Raw genomic sequence first — 19,268 nt, 5'->3', positions numbered from 1 at the left:
AATAAAATTGCCCTTGCGAAGGTCATTCGCTTTGGTTAGTATTCACACCCGCTTCAGTGGGAAAGATTAAATTATCCCGCTTTATTGGTTGAAGCATTGGTACGCGGCAACTCCGCAAGGAACAGGTTGATTATGTACGAAGCTCTTTTAGTAGTTTTCCTTATTGTAGCAATTGGCCTTGTTGGTCTGATCATGCTGCAGCAAGGTAAAGGCGCTGATATGGGAGCCTCCTTCGGAGCAGGCGCTTCCGCTACGCTGTTTGGTTCAAGTGGTTCTGGTAACTTCATGACCCGTATGACGGCTGTGCTGGCAACGTTGTTCTTCATCATCAGTCTGGTGTTGGGTAACATCAACAGTAATAAAACCAATAAAGGTAGCGAATGGGAAAATCTGAGTGCTCCGGCGAAAACCGAACAGACTCAGCCTGCTGCTCCGGCTAAGCCGACCAGCGATATCCCGAACTAAGAGTAGTATCTGTGCTGAGGTGGTGGAATTGGTAGACACGCTACCTTGAGGTGGTAGTGCCCTAACGGGCTTGTGGGTTCGAGTCCCATCCTCAGTACCAATATTCCGAAAGAAAGACGCTGAAAAGCGTCTTTTTTCGTTTTTATAAGTTAAACATTCTGATAGTTATTTCCCCACCCGTAAGTCTGTTTCATCCAGTTTGAAATCTGTAATTTCTAACTTTTGCATTATTAACGGAAGCACCTGGTGAATTATTCTCATACCAGTAAGGATCTCGTTCATGTATATATCAGGATGAATGCGAGATTTATTGAAATCGAAACTTTCGGCTTCTGCTGCAACGCTAAGTTGGTCAGCAGTGTTATAAACCATATCCAGAAGTTCGGCTCTTAACGGGATTCCCGCCCTGAATGCCATCATCTTGAGTTGATTCAACCAATTTTCGTAGTCTTTTTGAACTTTATAACGAAACTGTTTAATGTTTGACGCAATCGGAGTATCAATTTCAATTTTGCATGCGGCAAGTGATATCAATGAACTCTGAATATTGATGGCTTCGCTGGAATAGACATCTAAATCATCATCCTGAACTAACTCATCAACATATGCTATGTAGAATCCATAAACGTCATTCAGAGCATGGTAAATGTCATTGATTACGGAACAATGAGCGTTGTTCTCTATGACCTCCCAAAAAGCCTCTTTATGATCAGCATTTTTGCCGTCAATATTAAGTTCTTTGGGAAAGGAAAGAGGTGAAGGAAAACCTATGCGGTTCAACACATCTATTGTTTCTTCAACCAAAAAGCCATCTTCGTCAGTAAGAGGTCGTGTTATATAACCCGTTTCAGAGTCTTCCATAGCTTGTTGAGCAAGAAAATGGATAAGTCGATCCCATTTCTCAGCATTCTCGACTGAGCCCGTCCATTCAACTAGTTGAGGAGAGTAATGCCCTATTTGTGTAATATCTCTGAATTTTTTTTCCATGTCAGTAGACATATGTTCCCCTTTTTTCCACTTGCTAATTTGTGTTGAGGAAACACCTAACTGGTTTGCTAAATCTTTTTGGGTACATTTCAGAGTATGAACTGCGAGGCGTACAAAATATTCACCATTCATTGGTCATTCCTTTTACTGAGCATGAAAGAATAAAGTAAAAATAGAATGGACTGATATTTACTTTATTTCATTTGAATTTTACTTTAACTCCGAAATCGGACATATGAACCCTAAGCGTGGCCACATTCTCTTAGCCGTAAAAAAAGGCCGCAATGGCGGCCTTTAGCACGAACTCTCTGAAATTACTGACCTTTGTTTTCCAGATTCTCAACCTGCGGCACGCCCGAAGCGGCAGAAGAGGAGAGCAGGCCAGTTTTGGCATAACCGAAAAGTTTCTCGCGGGTGTCAGTGATATCCAGGTTACGCATGGTCAGTTGACCAATACGATCGTCTGGTGAGAACACTGAGTCACCTTTTTCCATTGTCAGACGCTCTGGCTTATAAGTCAGGTTGTCAGAGACAGTATTGAGGATGGAGTAGTCGTTACCGCGACGCAGTTCCAGGGTAACTTCACCTGTAATCTGGCTGGCAACCCAGCGTTGCAGGGAGTCTCGTAGCATCAGCGCCTGGGAGTCGAACCAACGCCCCTGATACAGCAGACGTCCCAACTGGCGACCATGCGCGTGATATTGCTCAATGGTGTCTTCGTTGTGAATACCGGTCAGCAGACGTTCATAAGCGATATGCAGCAGAGCCATCCCCGGAGCTTCGTAGATACCACGGCTTTTCGCTTCGATGATACGGTTTTCGATCTGGTCGCTCATGCCCAGGCCGTGACGGCCACCAATGCGGTTGGCTTCAAGCATCATTTCTACATCGTCGCTAAAGGTTTTACCGTTTAGCGTTACCGGATGCCCCAGCTCAAAACGTACCGTGACTTCTTCTGCCGGGATCTTCACGCTCTCGTCCCAGAATTTCACACCCATAATCGGGTTGACGATTTTGACGCTGGAGTTGAGGTATTCCAGATCTTTCGCTTCGTGCGTCGCGCCGAGCATGTTGGAGTCTGTGGAGTAGGCTTTTTCAACCGACATTTTGTAGTCGAAACCGCAGGCAATCATAAATTCAGACATTTCATGACGACCGCCTAACTCATCAATAAAGTCAGTATCAAGCCACGGTTTGTAAATCTGCAATTCGGCGTTGGTAAGCAGGCCGTAACGATAGAAACGTTCGATATCGTTTCCTTTATAGGTGCTGCCATCACCCCAGATGTTAACGCCATCTTCTTTCATCGCAGCAACCAGCATGGTGCCGGTTACGGCGCGGCCCAGCGGCGTGGTGTTAAAATAGGTCAGACCGCCGGTGGTGTTATGGAAAGCACCACACTGAATAGCGGCAATACCTTCAGCCACCAGTTGTTTGCGGCAGTCGATCAGACGAGCGTTCTCCGCGCCGTATTCCATGGCTCGACGAGGGATCGCATCATAATCCTCTTCGTCTGGCTGGCCCAAATTTGCAGTATATGCATAAGGGACAGCTCCCTTTTGTCGCATCCACAGCAGTGCGGCACTGGTGTCCAGACCGCCAGAAAAAGCGATACCAATACGTTGACCTACCGGGAGATGCTTGAGAATCGTCGTCATAAAATAACACCCTGCTTGATTAACTAATGATGAGCCTGTATTTCTGCTCTAACTGAATTTTTATGCAAAATAAATGAGTTTTCATTTAATCATCTTTTATCTGAGACAGGAAGAGTTTAGTGTTTTTTTGTAAAATAATGCGCTTAAGAGAGGTAAGGAGAGGATGAAAGTATTCAACAAATGAAAGTGAACTGGATATCCATTCACATGATTAGCAATAAATGTTGACAAAATGTGGCGTGGATCACTATAATGGCCGCAGATTTTACGTCCCGTCTCGGTACACCAAATCCCAGCAGTATTTGCATTTTTTACTCAAAACAAGTAGAATTTGCCACGTTTCAGGCGCGGGGTGGAGCAGCCTGGTAGCTCGTCGGGCTCATAACCCGAAGGTCGTCGGTTCAAATCCGGCCCCCGCAACCACTTTCCCTTAGAGTTCTTTTTCAAATATACTGTGAAGACTTCGGCCTTCGTAGTGGGATTTGAAAAAATCCTTCTGGAAAGTGCTCCAGACCGCATTTGCGGTTATAGGGTTCAGTTATATAAAGCCCCGATTTATCGGGGTTTTTTGTTATCTGACTACAGAATAACTGGGCTTTAGGCCCTTTTTTTATGTCTTGGGGGTGGGCTTGTCCACATTAGAGCAAAAATTAACAGAGATGATTACTGCGCCAGTTGAGGCCCTGGGTTTTGAACTGGTTGGCATCGAGTTTATTCGCGGTCGCACATCCACACTGCGCATCTATATTGATAGTGAAGATGGCATCAATGTTGATGATTGTGCTGATGTGAGCCACCAGGTAAGTGCTGTGTTGGATGTTGAAGATCCCATCACCGTTGCTTATAACCTGGAAGTCTCCTCACCGGGTCTCGATCGCCCACTGTTCACGGCTGAACACTACGCCCGTTTTGTCGGAGAAGAGGTCACTCTGGTACTCCGTATGGCGGTACAAAACCGTCGTAAATGGCAGGGCGTTATCAAAGCGGTAGACGGTGAAATGATCACAGTTACCGTCGAAGGTAAAGATGAAGTGTTCGCGCTGAGTAATATCCAGAAGGCGAACCTGGTTCCCCACTTTTAATAGTCTGGATGAGGTGAAAACCCCGCGATGAACAAAGAAATTTTGGCTGTAGTTGAAGCCGTCTCCAATGAAAAGGCGCTGCCTCGCGAGAAAATTTTCGAAGCGTTGGAAAGCGCGCTGGCTACAGCAACCAAGAAAAAATATGAACAAGAGATCGACGTCCGCGTACAGATCGATCGCAAAAGCGGTGATTTTGACACCTTCCGTCGTTGGCTGATTGTTGATGAAGTCACTCAGCCAACTAAAGAAATCACCCTTGAAGCCGCGCGTTATGAAGATGAAAGCCTGAACCTGGGCGATTACGTTGAAGATCAGATTGAGTCTGTCACCTTTGACCGTATTACGACCCAGACGGCAAAGCAGGTTATCGTGCAGAAAGTTCGTGAAGCCGAACGTGCGATGGTTGTTGATCAGTTCCGTGAACACGAAGGTGAAATCATCACCGGCGTGGTGAAAAAAGTAAACCGCGATAATATCTCTCTGGATCTGGGCAACAATGCTGAAGCTGTGATCCTGCGTGAAGATATGCTGCCGCGTGAGAACTTCCGCCCAGGTGACCGCGTTCGTGGCGTGCTCTATTCTGTTCGCCCGGAAGCGCGTGGTGCGCAACTTTTCGTTACCCGTTCCAAGCCAGAAATGCTGATCGAACTGTTCCGCATTGAAGTGCCGGAAATTGGCGAAGAAGTTATTGAAATTAAAGCAGCGGCTCGCGATCCGGGATCTCGTGCGAAAATCGCGGTGAAAACCAACGATAAACGTATCGATCCGGTAGGTGCTTGCGTGGGTATGCGTGGTGCACGTGTTCAGGCTGTTTCCACTGAGCTTGGCGGCGAGCGTATCGATATCGTCCTGTGGGATGATAATCCGGCGCAATTCGTTATTAACGCGATGGCACCGGCAGACGTTGCTTCTATCGTGGTGGATGAAGATAAACACACCATGGATATCGCTGTTGAAGCCGGTAACCTGGCGCAGGCGATTGGGCGTAATGGTCAGAACGTGCGTCTGGCTTCGCAGTTGAGTGGTTGGGAACTTAACGTAATGACCGTTGACGACCTGCAAGCTAAACATCAGGCGGAAGCGCACGCAGCGATCGACACCTTCACCCGTTATCTCGACATTGACGAAGACTTCGCCACTGTCCTGGTAGAAGAAGGCTTCTCGACTCTGGAAGAACTGGCCTACGTGCCGATGAAAGAGCTGCTGGAAATTGAAGGCCTTGATGAGCCGACTGTTGAAGCACTGCGCGAGCGTGCTAAAAATGCACTGGCCACCATTGCACAGGCCCAGGAAGAAAGCCTCGGTGATAACAAACCGGCTGACGATCTGCTGAATCTTGAAGGGATGGATCGTGATTTAGCATTCAAACTGGCCGCCCGTGGCGTTTGTACGCTGGAAGATCTCGCCGAACAGGGCATTGATGATCTGGCTGATATCGAAGGGTTGACCGACGAAAAAGCCGGAGCACTGATTATGGCTGCCCGTAATATTTGCTGGTTCGGTGACGAAGCGTAATAAACTGTAGCAGGAAGGAACAGCATGACAGATGTGACGATTAAAACGCTGGCCGCAGAGCGACAGACCTCCGTGGAACGCCTGGTACAGCAATTTGCTGATGCAGGTATCCGGAAGTCTGCTGACGACTCTGTGACCGCACAAGAGAAACAGGCTTTAATTGACCACCTGAATCAGAAAAATTCAGGGCCGGACAAATTAACGCTGCAACGTAAAACACGTAGCACCCTTAACATTCCTGGTACCGGTGGAAAAAGTAAATCGGTACAAATCGAAGTCCGCAAGAAACGCACCTTTGTGAAACGCGATCCGCAAGAGGCTGAACGCCTTGCAGCGGAAGAGCAAGCGCAGCGTGAAGCGGAAGAGCAAGCCCGTCGTGAGGCAGAAGAATCGGCCAAACGCGAGGCGCAACAAAAAGCTGAACGTGAGGCCGCAGAACAAGCGAAACGTGAAACCGCTGAACAAGCAAAACGTGAAGCTGCGGAAAAAGACAAAGTGAGCAATCAACAAGACGATATGACTAAAACCGCCCAGGCTGAAAAAGCCCGCCGTGAGCAGGAAGCTGCAGAGCTTAAGCGCAAAGCTGAAGAAGAAGCACGTCGTAAACTCGAAGAAGAAGCACGTCGCGTTGCTGAAGAAGCACGTCGTATGGCGGAAGAAAACAAATGGACTGATAACGCGGAACCGACTGAAGATTCCAGTGATTATCACGTTACCACCTCTCAACATGCTCGCCAGGCAGAAGACGAAAGCGATCGTGAAGTCGAAGGCGGTCGTGGCCGTGGCCGTAACGCGAAAGCAGCACGTCCGAAGAAAGGCAATAAACATTCTGAATCTAAAGCTGATCGCGAAGAAGCGCGCGCAGCAGTACGTGGTGGTAAAGGCGGAAAACGTAAAGGTTCTTCGCTGCAGCAGAGCTTCCAGAAACCAGCTCAGGCTGTTAACCGTGACGTCGTGATTGGTGAAACCATCACTGTTGGCGAACTGGCTAACAAGATGGCGGTTAAAGGCTCTCAGGTCATCAAAGCGATGATGAAGCTGGGTGCAATGGCAACCATCAACCAGGTCATTGACCAGGAAACCGCACAGTTAGTTGCCGAAGAGATGGGCCACAAAGTTATCCTGCGTCGTGAAAACGAACTGGAAGAAGCGGTAATGAGTGACCGTGATACAGGTGCTGCGGCTGAACCGCGTGCACCGGTTGTGACCATCATGGGACACGTTGACCACGGTAAAACTTCTCTGCTGGACTATATTCGTTCAACGAAAGTGGCTTCTGGTGAAGCGGGTGGCATTACCCAGCACATCGGTGCATACCACGTTGAAACTGAAAACGGCATGATCACCTTCCTGGACACCCCGGGGCACGCCGCGTTTACTTCAATGCGTGCACGTGGTGCGCAGGCAACTGACATCGTAGTTCTGGTTGTTGCTGCAGATGACGGCGTAATGCCGCAGACCATCGAAGCAATCCAGCACGCGAAAGCGGCAGGTGTGCCTGTGGTGGTTGCAGTGAACAAAATCGATAAGCCAGAAGCCGATCCGGATCGCGTTAAAAACGAACTGTCTCAGTACGGCATCCTGCCGGAAGAGTGGGGCGGTGAAAGCCAGTTCGTACACGTATCTGCAAAAGCGGGTACGGGTATCGACGAACTGCTGGATGCGATCCTGCTGCAGGCCGAAGTCCTGGAACTGAAAGCCGTACGTAACGGGATGGCGAGCGGTGCGGTCATCGAATCTTTCCTCGATAAAGGTCGTGGTCCGGTTGCAACTGTACTGGTACGTGAAGGTACTCTGCACAAGGGTGACATCGTTCTGTGTGGCTTCGAATACGGTCGTGTTCGTGCAATGCGTAACGAACTGGGTCAGGAAGTACTGGAAGCAGGTCCGTCCATTCCGGTGGAAATCCTCGGCTTGTCCGGTGTTCCGGCAGCGGGTGATGAAGTTACCGTTGTACGTGACGAGAAGAAAGCACGTGAAGTTGCACTGTATCGTCAGGGCAAATTCCGTGAAGTTAAACTGGCGCGTCAGCAGAAATCTAAACTGGAGAACATGTTCGCCAACATGACTGAAGGCGAAGTTCATGAAGTGAACATCGTTCTGAAGGCTGACGTACAGGGTTCTGTAGAAGCGATTTCCGACTCCTTGCTGAAACTGTCTACTGACGAAGTAAAAGTGAAGATCATCGGTTCTGGTGTAGGTGGTATCACCGAAACCGACGCGACCCTGGCGGCTGCATCCAACGCGATTCTGGTTGGCTTCAACGTCCGTGCTGATGCCTCTGCGCGTAAAGTGATTGAGGCTGAAAGCCTGGATCTGCGTTACTACTCCGTCATCTATAACCTGATCGATGAAGTGAAAGCGGCGATGAGCGGTATGCTCTCTCCGGAACTGAAACAACAGATCATCGGTCTGGCGGAAGTTCGCGATGTGTTCAAATCACCGAAATTTGGTGCCATCGCAGGTTGTATGGTTACCGAAGGTGTGGTTAAACGTCACAACCCGATCCGCGTTCTGCGCGACAACGTGGTTATCTACGAAGGCGAGCTGGAGTCCCTGCGCCGCTTCAAAGATGACGTTAACGAAGTCCGTAACGGTATGGAGTGTGGTATCGGCGTTAAGAACTACAACGACGTGCGCACTGGCGATGTGATCGAAGTGTTCGAAATCATCGAGATTCAGCGTACGATTGCCTAAGGTTGATTGGGTGTAGGCCGGATAAGGCGTTTGCGCCGCATCCGGCAGCCGTTGCCTGACGCGACGCTCGTGCGTCTTATCAGGCCTACGTGAACAGCCCTTCCACCTGAAATTAATTTTAAAAAGGGGCTTATGGCCCCTTTTTTGTCAGGAGAATTTATTATGGCGAAAGAATTTGGTCGCCCGCAGCGCGTAGCGCAGGAAATGCAAAAAGAGATCGCTCTCATCCTGCAACGCGAAATTAAAGATCCTCGTCTGGGCATGATGACCACCGTTTCCGGTGTCGAGATGTCTCGTGACCTGGCCTATGCCAAAGTGTATGTAACTTTCCTCAACGACAAAGATGAAGATGCGGTAAAAGCGGGCATCAAAGCGTTGCAGGAAGCCTCCGGCTTTATCCGCAGCCTGCTTGGTAAAGCGATGCGCCTGCGTATCGTGCCGGAACTGACCTTCTTCTACGACAACTCACTGGTTGAAGGGATGCGTATGTCAAACCTGGTGACCAGTGTGGTTAAGCATGACGAAGAACGTCGTGTTAATCCGGACGACAGCAAGGAGGACTAATGAGTCGTCCTCGTCGTCGCGGCCGCGACATTAACGGCGTTTTGTTGCTGGATAAACCGCAGGGTATGTCCAGCAACGATGCGCTGCAAAAAGTGAAACGCATTTATAACGCCAATCGTGCTGGACATACCGGCGCGCTGGACCCGCTGGCGACCGGCATGTTGCCGATTTGTCTCGGGGAAGCGACGAAGTTTTCCCAGTACCTGCTGGACTCTGATAAACGTTATCGGGTGATTGCGCGTCTTGGACAGCGTACTGATACTTCTGACGCAGACGGACAAATCGTTGAGGAGCGCCCGGTAACCTTTAGTGCAGAGCAACTGGCGGCGGCACTCGATTCATTCCGTGGCGATATTGAACAAATCCCTTCGATGTATTCTGCGCTGAAATATCAGGGTAAAAAACTGTACGAGTACGCGCGTCAGGGCATTGAAGTGCCTCGTGAAGCACGACCGATTACCGTTTATGAGTTGCTGTTTATTCGTCACGAAGGCAATGAACTGGAGCTGGAAATTCATTGCTCAAAAGGCACCTATATCCGCACCATCATTGATGACCTGGGTGAAAAACTTGGCTGTGGCGCACATGTGATTTATCTGCGCCGTCTGGCTGTAAGCAAATATCCGGTTGAACGAATGGTGACTCTGGAACATCTGCGTGAACTTGTCGAGCAAGCCGAACAGCAGGGTATTTCGGCGGCACAATTACTTGATCCATTACTGATGCCAATGGACAGTCCAGCTTCGGACTACCCGGTGGTGAATCTTCCGCTAACGTCTTCTGTTTACTTCAAAAATGGTAACCCGGTTCGTACATCCGGTGCGCCACTGGAAGGGCTGGTTCGTGTTACAGAAGGTGAAAACGGTAAGTTTATCGGTATGGGCGAAATTGACGATGAAGGCCGCGTTGCGCCTCGTCGCCTGGTGGTTGAATACCCGGCGTAATGCTATCCATCTTGCGATAACAGGTCGCTACGAGTAGAATACTGCCGCTTAACGTCGCGTAAATTGTTTAACACTTTACGTAACGTACACTGGGATCGCTGAATTAGAGATCGGCGTCCTTTCATTCTATATACTTTGGAGTTTTAAAATGTCTCTAAGTACTGAAGCAACAGCTAAAATCGTTTCTGAGTTTGGTCGTGGTGCAAACGACACCGGTTCTACCGAAGTTCAGGTAGCACTGCTGACTGCACAGATTAACCACCTGCAGGGCCACTTTGCAGAGCACAAAAAAGATCACCACAGCCGTCGTGGTCTGCTGCGCATGGTTTCTCAGCGTCGTAAACTGCTCGACTACCTGAAACGTAAAGACGTAGCACGTTACACCCAGCTCATCGAGCGCCTGGGTCTGCGTCGCTAATTCTTGCGAGTTTCAGAAAAGGGGGCCTGAGTGGCCCCTTTTTTCAAGCTGATGGCAGCAATTCACTGGAAACTAATGTATTGTTGCTATGAATGATCTTCCGTTGCAGAGGTTCGCGCGGCTAATGAGAGGCTTTACCCACATCAGGCTGGGTTAGGGTTGTCATTAGTCGCGAGGATGCGCAGAAGATCGGGTATTAACACCAGTGCCGTTAAGGTGCTGTCTAAGAAAGAGAAAGGATATTACATTGCTTAATCCGATCGTTCGTAAATTCCAGTACGGCCAACATACCGTTACACTGGAAACTGGCATGATGGCGCGTCAAGCCACTGCCGCAGTTATGGTTAGCATGGATGACACCGCGGTATTCGTTACCGTTGTTGGCCAGAAAAAAGCCAAACCAGGTCAGGACTTCTTCCCTCTGACCGTTAACTATCAGGAGCGTACCTACGCTGCTGGTCGTATCCCGGGTAGCTTCTTCCGTCGTGAAGGCCGTCCAAGCGAAGGCGAAACCCTGATCGCGCGTCTGATTGACCGCCCGATTCGCCCGCTGTTCCCGGAAGGCTTCGTCAACGAAGTTCAGGTTATCGCCACCGTGGTTTCTGTTAACCCGCAGGTTAACCCGGATATCGTTGCGATGATTGGTGCTTCCGCAGCACTGTCTCTGTCTGGTATCCCGTTCAATGGTCCGATTGGTGCTGCTCGCGTGGGTTACATCAATGACCAGTATGTACTGAACCCAACTCAGGATGAGCTGAAAGAGAGCAAACTGGATCTGGTTGTTGCCGGTACTGAAGCCGCTGTGCTGATGGTTGAATCTGAAGCAGAACTGCTGAGCGAAGACGTCATGTTGGGCGCAGTGGTGTTCGGTCATGAACAGCAGCAGGTTGTTATTCAGAACATCAATGAACTGGTGAAAGAAGCCGGTAAACCGCGTTGGGACTGGCAGCCGGAGCCGGTAAACGAAGCGCTGAACGCGCGCGTTGCTGCACTGGCTGAAGCTCGTCTGAGCGATGCTTACCGCATCACCGACAAACAAGAGCGTTATGCACAGGTTGATGTCATCAAATCTGAAACCATCGCTACGCTGCTTGCTGAAGACGAAACCCTGGACGAAAACGAACTGGGTGAAATTCTGCACGCTATCGAGAAAAACGTTGTTCGTAGCCGCGTACTGGCAGGCGAACCGCGTATCGACGGTCGTGAAAAAGATATGATCCGTGGTCTGGATGTGCGCACAGGCGTGCTGCCGCGTACTCACGGTTCTGCGCTGTTTACCCGTGGTGAAACTCAGGCGCTGGTTACCGCAACACTGGGTACTGCACGTGACGCACAGGTTCTTGATGAACTGATGGGCGAACGTACTGACACCTTCCTGTTCCACTACAACTTCCCTCCGTACTCCGTAGGCGAAACCGGCATGGTCGGTTCTCCGAAGCGTCGTGAAATTGGTCACGGTCGTCTGGCGAAGCGCGGCGTGCTGGCAGTAATGCCTGATATGGACAAATTCCCGTACACCGTACGTGTTGTGTCTGAAATCACCGAATCCAACGGTTCTTCTTCTATGGCTTCTGTGTGCGGTGCGTCTCTGGCGCTGATGGACGCAGGTGTGCCAATCAAAGCCGCTGTTGCGGGTATCGCAATGGGTCTGGTGAAAGAAGGCGACAACTACGTTGTATTGTCTGACATTCTGGGTGACGAAGACCACCTGGGCGATATGGACTTCAAAGTTGCGGGTTCCCGTGACGGTATCTCTGCACTGCAGATGGATATCAAAATTGAAGGTATTACCAAAGAGATCATGCAGGTTGCGCTGAACCAGGCTAAAGGTGCGCGTCTGCACATTCTGGGCGTAATGGAACAGGCGATCAACGCGCCGCGTGGCGATATCTCTGAGTTCGCTCCGCGTATCCATACCATTAAGATTAACCCGGACAAGATTAAAGACGTTATCGGTAAAGGCGGTTCTGTAATCCGTGCTCTGACTGAAGAAACCGGCACCACTATCGAAATCGAAGATGACGGTACTGTGAAGATCGCCGCGACCGACGGCGAGAAAGCAAAACACGCTATTCGTCGTATCGAAGAGATCACTGCAGAAATCGAAGTGGGTCGCGTCTACAATGGTAAAGTGACCCGTATCGTTGACTTTGGCGCATTTGTTGCCATCGGCGGCGGTAAAGAAGGTCTGGTACACATCTCTCAAATCGCTGACAAGCGTGTTGAGAAAGTGACTGATTACCTGCAGATGGGTCAGGAAGTACCGGTAAAAGTTCTGGAAGTTGATCGCCAGGGCCGTATCCGTCTGAGCATTAAAGAAGCGACTGAGCAGTCTCAACCTGCTGTAGCACCGGAAGCTCCGGCTGCTGAACAGGGCGAGTAAGGTTGCCATTTGCCCTCCGCGTTGACGGGGGGCTTTTAACCGGGCAGGACGCCTTGTTAGCAACCGGGAACAGGACGTTCATTCAACCGTGGTCTTCGGGAGTGGGAAATGAAGCCTTTTTTGCGCTGGTGTTTCGTTGCGACAGCACTTACGCTTGCAGGATGCAGTAATACTTCCTGGCGTAAAAGTGAAGTCCTCGCAGTACCATTGCAACCGACTTTACAGCAGGAAGTGATTCTGGCACGTATGGAACAGATCCTTGCCAGTCGGGCTTTAACCGATGACGAACGCGCGCAGCTTTTATATGAGCGCGGAGTGTTGTATGATAGTCTCGGTCTGAGGGCATTAGCGCGTAACGATTTTTCGCAAGCGCTGGCAATCCGACCGGATATGCCTGAAGTATTCAATTACTTAGGCATATATTTAACGCAGGCAGGCAATTTTGATGCTGCCTATGAAGCGTTTGATTCTGTACTTGAGCTTGATCCAACTTACAACTACGCGCACTTGAATCGCGGGATCGCATTATATTACGGCGGTCGTGACAAGTTAGCGCAAGATGATCTGCTGGCGTTTTATCAAGACGATCCCAATGATCCTTTCCGTAGTCTGTGGCTTTATCTCGCTGAGCAGAAGCTCGATGAGAAGCAGGCTAAAGAAGTGTTGAAACAGCACTTCGAAAAATCGGACAAGGAACAGTGGGGATGGAACATTGTCGAGTTCTACCTGGGCAACATTAGCGAACAAACGTTAATGGAAAGGCTCAAGGCGGACGCAACGGATAACACCTCGCTCGCTGAGCATCTCAGTGAAACCAACTTCTATTTAGGTAAGTACTACCTAAGTCTGGGGGATTTGGACAGCGCCACGGCACTGTTCAAACTGGCGGTTGCCAACAACGTTCATAACTTTGTTGAGCACCGATACGCATTGTTGGAATTATCGCTCCTGGGCCAGGACCAAGATGACCTGGCAGAATCGGACCAGCAATAGCTGACGTACACATCAGCCCGTAATCTTATTTGATTGCCATCACCTTAACGGGTGAGGGCGTTGTTGTTCGTTAATACACCTACTTTGAGCCGGTTCACACTTTTCAATGAAAATTGCTGATCAATTTCATGATGAGTTATGTAGACTGGCCGCCATTAATTTTGAGGCACACGTACTACATGGCTGAATTCGAAACCACTTTTGCAGATCTGGGCCTGAAGGCTCCTATCCTTGAAGCCCTTAACGATCTGGGTTACGAAAAACCATCTCCAATTCAGGCAGAGTGTATCCCACATCTGCTGAATGGCCGCGACGTTCTGGGTATGGCCCAGACGGGGAGCGGAAAAACTGCAGCATTCTCTTTACCTCTGCTGCAAAATCTTGATCCTGAGCTGAAAGCACCACAGATTCTGGTGTTGGCACCGACCCGCGAACTGGCGGTACAGGTTGCTGAAGCAATGACGGATTTCTCTAAACACATGCGCGGCGTAAACGTGGTTGCCCTTTACGGCGGCCAGCGTTATGACGTGCAATTACGTGCCCTGCGTCAGGGGCCGCAGATCGTTGTCGGTACTCCAGGCCGTCTGCTGGACCACCTGAAACGTGGCACTCTGGATCTCTCTAAACTGAGCGGTCTGGTTCTGGATGAAGCTGACGAAATGCTGCGCATGGGCTTCATCGAAGACGTTGAAACCATTATGGCGCAGATCCCGGAAGGTCATCAGACCGCTCTGTTCTCTGCAACCATGCCGGAAGCGATTCGTCGCATTACCCGCCGCTTTATGAAAGAGCCGCAGGAAGTGCGCATTCAGTCCAGCGTGACTACCCGCCCTGACATCAGCCAGAGCTACTGGACTGTCTGGGGTATGCGCAAAAACGAAGCGCTGGTACGTTTCCTGGAAGCGGAAGATTTTGATGCGGCGATTATCTTCGTTCGTACCAAAAACGCGACTCTGGAAGTGGCTGAAGCCCTTGAGCGCAGCGGTTACAATAGTGCTGCCCTGAACGGTGACATGAACCAGGCACTGCGTGAGCAGACTCTGGAACGTCTGAAAGATGGTCGTCTGGATATCCTGATCGCGACCGACGTTGCGGCCCGTGGCCTGGACGTTGAGCGTATCAGCCTGGTGGTTAACTACGATATCCCGATGGATTCCGAGTCTTACGTTCACCGTATCGGTCGTACCGGTCGTGCGGGTCGTGCGGGTCGTGCGCTGCTGTTCGTTGAGAACCGCGAGCGTCGTCTGCTGCGCAACATTGAACGTACTATGAAACTGACCATTCCAGAAGTAGAACTGCCGAACGCAGAACTGCTGGGCAAACGCCGTCTGGAAAAATTTGCTGCTAAAGTACAGCAGCAACTGGAAAGCAGCGATCTGGATCAATACCGTGCACTGCTGAGCAAAATTCAGCCGACTGCAGAAGGTGAAGAGCTGGATCTCGAAACTCTGGCTGCCGCACTGCTGAAAATGGCACAGGGCGAACGTACTCTGATCGTGCCGCCAGATGCGCCGATGCGTCCGAAACGTGAGTTCCGTGACCGTGATGATCGTGGTCCGCGCGATCGTAACGACCGTGGCCCGCGTGGTGACCGTGAAGATCGTCCGCGTCGTGAACGTCGCGATGTTGGCGATATGCAGTTGTACCGCATTGAGGTGGGTCGTGATGATGGCGTTGAAGTTCGTCATATCGTTGGCGCAATTGCTAACGAAGGTGACATCAGCAGCCGTTACATCGGTAACATCAAGCTGTTTGCTTCTCACTCCACCATCGAATTGCCGAAAGGTATGCCGGGTGAAGTGCTGCAACACTTTACGCGTACCCGCATCCTCAACAAGCCGATGAACATGCAACTGCTGGGCGATGCACAGCCGCAAACTGAACGTCGTGGTGGTGGTCGTGGTGTCGGTGGCGAGCGTCGTGAAGGCGGTCGCAACTTCAGCGGTGAACGCCGTGAAGGTGGTCGTGGTGATGGTCGTCGCTTCAGTGGCGAACGTCGCGAAGGCCGTGCACCGCGTCGTGAAGAGTCTACCGGTCGTCGTCGTTTCGGTGGCGATGCGTAATTCGCGCTGATCAGCGAATACATTCTGTAAAATAATATATACAGCCCTAATCATATCGATTGGGGCTTTTTTTTATTTCTTTTGTACTCGCGTACTGGTACAGTGCAACACATAACAACGCAGTCGCACTATTTTTCACTGGAGAGAAGCCCTTATGGCAACACTAACCACCACCCAAACGTCACCGTCGCTGCTTGGCGGCGTGGTGATTATCGGCGGCACCATTATTGGCGCAGGGATGTTCTCCTTGCCCGTGGTCATGTCCGGGGCGTGGTTTTTCTGGTCAATGGCGGCGCTAATCTTCACCTGGTTTTGTATGCTGCATTCCGGATTGATGATTTTGGAAGCTAACCTGAATTATCGAATCGGTTCGAGCTTTGATACCATCACCAAAGATTTGCTGGGCAAAGGCTGGAATGTCGTCAACGGTATCTCTATTGCCTTTGTGCTCTACATTCTGACCTACGCCTATATTTCTGCCAGCGGTTCTATTTTGCATCACACCTTCGCGGAGATGTCGCTGAATGTTCCGGCCAGAGCGGCAGGTTTTGGTTTTGCACTGTTGGTGGCGTTTGTGGTGTGGTTGAGCACCAAAGCAGTCAGCCGTATGACGGCGATTGTGTTGGGAGCGAAAGTTATTACATTCTTCCTCACCTTCGGTAGCTTGCTGGGGCATGTGCAGCCTGCGACATTGTTCAACGTTGCGGAAAGCAATGCGTCTTATGCACCGTATCTGCTGATGACACTACCGTTCTGTCTGGCGTCGTTTGGTTATCACGGCAACGTACCAAGCCTGATGAAGTATTACGGCAAAGACCCGAAAACCATTGTGAAATGTCTGGTGTACGGTACGTTGATGGCGCTGGCGCTGTATACCATCTGGTTGCTGGCGACGATGGGCAACATTCCGCGTCCGGAGTTTATTGGCATTGCAGAGAAGGGCGGAAATATTGATGTGCTGGTGCAGGCATTAAGCGGTGTGCTGAACAGTCGTAGTCTGGATCTGCTGCTGGTAGTGTTCTCAAACTTTGCGGTAGCGAGTTCGTTCCTCGGCGTAACGCTGGGCCTGTTCGACTATCTGGCGGATCTGTTTGGCTTTGATGATTCGGCATTGGGGCGCTTTAAAACGGCACTGTTGACCTTTGCGCCACCTGTCGTTGGTCCGGCCTGCTGTTCCCTAACGGATTTCTCTACGCCATTGGTTATGCTGGTTTAGCTGCTACCATCTGGGCGGCAATTGTTCCGGCTCTGCTGGCCCGCGCATCGCGTAAACGCTTTGGCAGCCCGAAATTCCGCGTCTGGGGCGGCAAACCGATGATCGTTCTGATTCTGCTATTTGGTATTGGCAATGCATTGATCCATATTTTATCGAGCTTTAATTTGCTGCCGGTGTATCAGTAATCATCTGTGCCTTATCCGACATTTCTGCTGCCTGCACAATGCCTGATGCGCTTCGGTTATCAGGTCTACGTAGGGCGGCGTTGCCAGGTCGGATAAGGCTTCCCGCCGTATCCGACAAAATAAAACACACTATCCCAGTAAATCTTCCTTCACATCCATCGCCAGTTCAAACGAATGCAGCCGCGCCTGGTGGTCGAAAATCTGCCCGTTAACCATAATCTCATCAGCGTCGGTTTCGCGCAGGATCGACTGTAAACCGTGACGCACTTTCGCTTTATCGCCCACCAGCGACATACTCAGCGCCTGCTGCACGCCATACTGCTCGGGCGGCGACCAGAACTGATCCATATTCTGAATCGGTGGTGGCAGTTGCCCGGTTTCACCGCGGCGTAGCTTCACAAAGGCTTGCTGCATCGAGGTAAACAGGAATTCAGCGTCGCGGTTGCTATCAGCGGCGATGATATTGATACACACCATTACGTACGGTTTCTCCAGTCGTGCGGAGGGTTTGAAGTTGCTGCGATAAAGTTGTAGTGCCTGGAACAGCATATCCGGCGCGAAGTGTGAGGCAAAGGCAAACGGCAGGCCGAGCTGCGCCGCCAGTTGTGCGCTGTAAAGGCTGGAGCCTAATAACCACACCGGGATTTTCTCGCCATAGCCTGGCACCGGGCGTACATGTGGATTGGGATCACGAGCGTCAAACCAGTCCACCAGCTCAGCAACATCGCGGGGGAAATTATCAATATCACCACTCATATGGCGACGCAGCGCCATCATTGTCCGCTGATCGCTACCTGGAGCACGACCCAGCCCCAAATCGATTCGACCCGGATAGAGCGTATTGAGTGTGCCGAACTGTTCTGCAATTACCAACGGTGAATGGTTAGGTAACATCACGCCGCCGGAACCCAGATGCAGCGTGGTGGTATTCGCTGCCAGATAGCCAATCAACACCGATGTCGCCGCACTGGCAATGCCGGTCATATTGTGATGTTCCGCCAGCCAGTAGCGATGATAGCCGCGCTTTTCAGCCAGACGAGCCAGGTCCAGAGAGTGGGAGAACGCTTCTCGCGCCGTTGAACCTTCGGGGATGGGGGCCAGATCGAGTAGCGAAAACGGAATGGTTTTATCAGTCATAACAGCTCACTTTGTTACCGATTAATCTTTAATACTGCATTAAAGAGTAGTTAAAGTTGTTAACAAAGTGAGCTATTTACTTACGCTTGCAGTTCCAGCCCTGCCAGCCGTTTCCAGTAACCGTTGCAGTCGCTATTAGCCGTTAACGGCAGCGGCGCAGCGCCATTTTCATTGGCGCGGAAGGCGTCGAGCATAGCAAAAGTGTCTGTACCCTGCGGTGACAGGCGAACCACATCGACCAGCCCCTGCATTGACGCCAGCTCGTTACCGAGGTTGTAAACATAGCCGCTCATGGTCTGAATGCCGTTGAGCACAAACACCTGCTGATCTTCCTGTGACAGCACGTTGCGCCCGTTCGGATATTTAATGCAGCAGGTTTCGCACTCATCTTTCGGGCGATCCTCCGAGCGTGCGGTGAAGCAGCGGGCTGAGTACGCCAGCGGCAGATGGCCGTAGCTCAAGACTTCCACTTCAAACTGGTTGCGAATACCCAGTTCATCACACTGATTGAGCAGATTCACCAGCCAGTCGCGGGAAAGTTCTACCGGCATACACCAGCGCATCATGCCCTGTTTGAGCAATATTTTCAGCGTCACTGCGTTGTAGCAGTTCAGCGCATGCCCGGCGACGAACGGGAGTTTGCGTTCGGCGCACATATTCACCACGCCGAGATCGCTGGCTTCAATCAGAAATTCGCCGTTCTCAACATAGCGTTTCAGTTCGCCCAGCTCGGAAGAGGCCTGTACCAGCGCCAGCGTGGAGAGCACAATCTGCTTGCCACTTCCGGCGAGCGATTTTGCCATCTCCAGCCAGTCGCCAACTTTCGTTGCCCGACGCTTGCTGCATACCGCTTCACCAAGATAAATCACGTCGGCGCTGCTGGTGGCGGCCTGCTGATAAAATTCTTCCAGCGTCTCTTTTGGCCAGTACCACAGCACTGGCCCTAAGGAATATTTCATTG

The 19,268-nt window shown here is 50.8% G+C and carries 15 protein-coding genes, 2 tRNA genes and 1 pseudogene; 14 read left to right on the top strand and 4 right to left on the bottom strand.

Annotated elements, in window-relative coordinates:
* Nucleotides 1-132: 132 nt before the first annotated feature.
* Nucleotides 133-465 (top strand): preprotein translocase subunit SecG, encoded by a 333-nt coding sequence (gene secG / locus ESM_RS0115865; protein WP_001517162.1) that lies wholly within the window; start codon nucleotides 133-135, stop codon nucleotides 463-465.
* Nucleotides 466-478: 13 nt separating this feature from the next.
* Nucleotides 479-565, top strand: a tRNA-Leu gene (locus ESM_RS0115860).
* A gap of 65 nt (nucleotides 566-630) precedes the next feature.
* On the opposite strand, the gene ESM_RS0115855 is transcribed toward ESM_RS0115860, so the two are convergent.
* Both ESM_RS0115855 and argG read right to left on the bottom strand, forming a co-directional pair.
* Nucleotides 631-1,584, bottom strand: coding sequence for a helix-turn-helix domain-containing protein (locus ESM_RS0115855; protein WP_001012981.1), 954 nt, complete (start codon nucleotides 1,582-1,584; stop codon nucleotides 631-633).
* Between the two features lie 182 nt (nucleotides 1,585-1,766).
* The gene (argG, locus tag ESM_RS0115850) at nucleotides 1,767-3,110 is read right to left on the bottom strand and encodes an argininosuccinate synthase (RefSeq protein WP_000207667.1); all 1,344 of its coding nucleotides are present in this window, start codon (nucleotides 3,108-3,110) and stop codon (nucleotides 1,767-1,769) included.
* A gap of 346 nt (nucleotides 3,111-3,456) precedes the next feature.
* On the opposite strand from argG, the gene ESM_RS0115845 reads away from it, so the two are divergent.
* The 12 genes and pseudogenes from ESM_RS0115845 to mtr all read left to right on the top strand — a co-directional run bounded on the left by ESM_RS0115845 (nucleotide 3,457) and on the right by mtr (nucleotide 17,170).
* Nucleotides 3,457-3,533, top strand: a tRNA-Met gene (locus ESM_RS0115845).
* A gap of 206 nt (nucleotides 3,534-3,739) precedes the next feature.
* The gene (gene rimP / locus ESM_RS0115840) at nucleotides 3,740-4,192 is read left to right on the top strand and encodes a ribosome maturation factor RimP (RefSeq protein ID WP_001300397.1); all 453 of its coding nucleotides are present in this window, start codon (nucleotides 3,740-3,742) and stop codon (nucleotides 4,190-4,192) included.
* Between the two features lie 27 nt (nucleotides 4,193-4,219).
* On the top strand, nucleotides 4,220-5,707 hold the full coding sequence (gene nusA, locus ESM_RS0115835) for a transcription termination factor NusA (protein ID WP_001031045.1): 1,488 nt from the start codon (nucleotides 4,220-4,222) through the stop codon (nucleotides 5,705-5,707).
* Between the two features lie 24 nt (nucleotides 5,708-5,731).
* Nucleotides 5,732-8,404: a translation initiation factor IF-2 gene (gene infB, locus ESM_RS0115830; protein ID WP_000133058.1), complete on the top strand. Its 2,673-nt coding sequence runs from the start codon at nucleotides 5,732-5,734 to the stop codon at nucleotides 8,402-8,404.
* Between the two features lie 162 nt (nucleotides 8,405-8,566).
* Entirely contained in the window at nucleotides 8,567-8,968 is a 402-nt protein-coding gene (gene rbfA, locus ESM_RS0115825; protein ID WP_001040205.1) for a 30S ribosome-binding factor RbfA, read from the top strand.
* The gene (gene truB, locus ESM_RS0115820) at nucleotides 8,968-9,912 is read left to right on the top strand and encodes a tRNA pseudouridine(55) synthase TruB (RefSeq protein WP_000089692.1); all 945 of its coding nucleotides are present in this window, start codon (nucleotides 8,968-8,970) and stop codon (nucleotides 9,910-9,912) included. Before rbfA ends, truB begins: the two co-directional genes overlap by 1 nt.
* Nucleotides 9,913-10,060: 148 nt before the next feature.
* Entirely contained in the window at nucleotides 10,061-10,330 is a 270-nt protein-coding gene (gene rpsO, locus ESM_RS0115815; RefSeq protein WP_000059469.1) for a 30S ribosomal protein S15, read from the top strand.
* 247 nt (nucleotides 10,331-10,577) lie between these two features.
* Nucleotides 10,578-12,713, top strand: a complete 2,136-nt coding sequence (gene pnp / locus ESM_RS0115810; protein ID WP_000933928.1) for a polyribonucleotide nucleotidyltransferase — start codon at nucleotides 10,578-10,580, stop codon at nucleotides 12,711-12,713.
* Between the two features lie 108 nt (nucleotides 12,714-12,821).
* Nucleotides 12,822-13,706: a lipoprotein NlpI gene (gene nlpI / locus ESM_RS0115805; RefSeq protein WP_000802080.1), complete on the top strand. Its 885-nt coding sequence runs from the start codon at nucleotides 12,822-12,824 to the stop codon at nucleotides 13,704-13,706.
* 106 nt (nucleotides 13,707-13,812) lie between these two features.
* Complete coding sequence (gene yrbN / locus ESM_RS1000000128485) at nucleotides 13,813-13,893, top strand: protein YrbN (RefSeq protein ID WP_010723222.1); 81 nt, start codon at nucleotides 13,813-13,815, stop codon at nucleotides 13,891-13,893.
* Nucleotides 13,886-15,769, top strand: a complete 1,884-nt coding sequence (deaD, locus tag ESM_RS0115800) for an ATP-dependent RNA helicase DeaD (RefSeq protein ID WP_010379192.1) — start codon at nucleotides 13,886-13,888, stop codon at nucleotides 15,767-15,769. The genes yrbN and deaD overlap by 8 nt, the downstream gene beginning before the upstream one ends.
* A 154-nt stretch (nucleotides 15,770-15,923) precedes the next feature.
* Nucleotides 15,924-17,170: pseudogene (mtr, locus tag ESM_RS01000000125070) on the top strand (tryptophan permease).
* Nucleotides 17,171-17,299: 129 nt separating this feature from the next.
* Here the strand turns inward: mtr and ESM_RS0115790 are convergent.
* Complete coding sequence (locus tag ESM_RS0115790) at nucleotides 17,300-18,307, bottom strand: luciferase-like monooxygenase (protein ID WP_000130417.1); 1,008 nt, start codon at nucleotides 18,305-18,307, stop codon at nucleotides 17,300-17,302.
* Nucleotides 18,308-18,387: 80 nt separating this feature from the next.
* On the bottom strand, nucleotides 18,388-19,266 hold the full coding sequence (locus tag ESM_RS0115785; RefSeq protein ID WP_001517156.1) for a U32 family peptidase: 879 nt from the start codon (nucleotides 19,264-19,266) through the stop codon (nucleotides 18,388-18,390).
* Nucleotides 19,267-19,268 lie beyond the last annotated feature (2 nt).

The sequence above is a fragment of the Escherichia sp. TW09308 genome, assembly GCF_000208565.1.
GTDB lineage: Bacteria > Pseudomonadota > Gammaproteobacteria > Enterobacterales > Enterobacteriaceae > Escherichia > Escherichia marmotae.
Note: the sequence above shows the minus strand (reverse complement) of the source record. Positions and strands in the feature narration are given on the sequence as shown.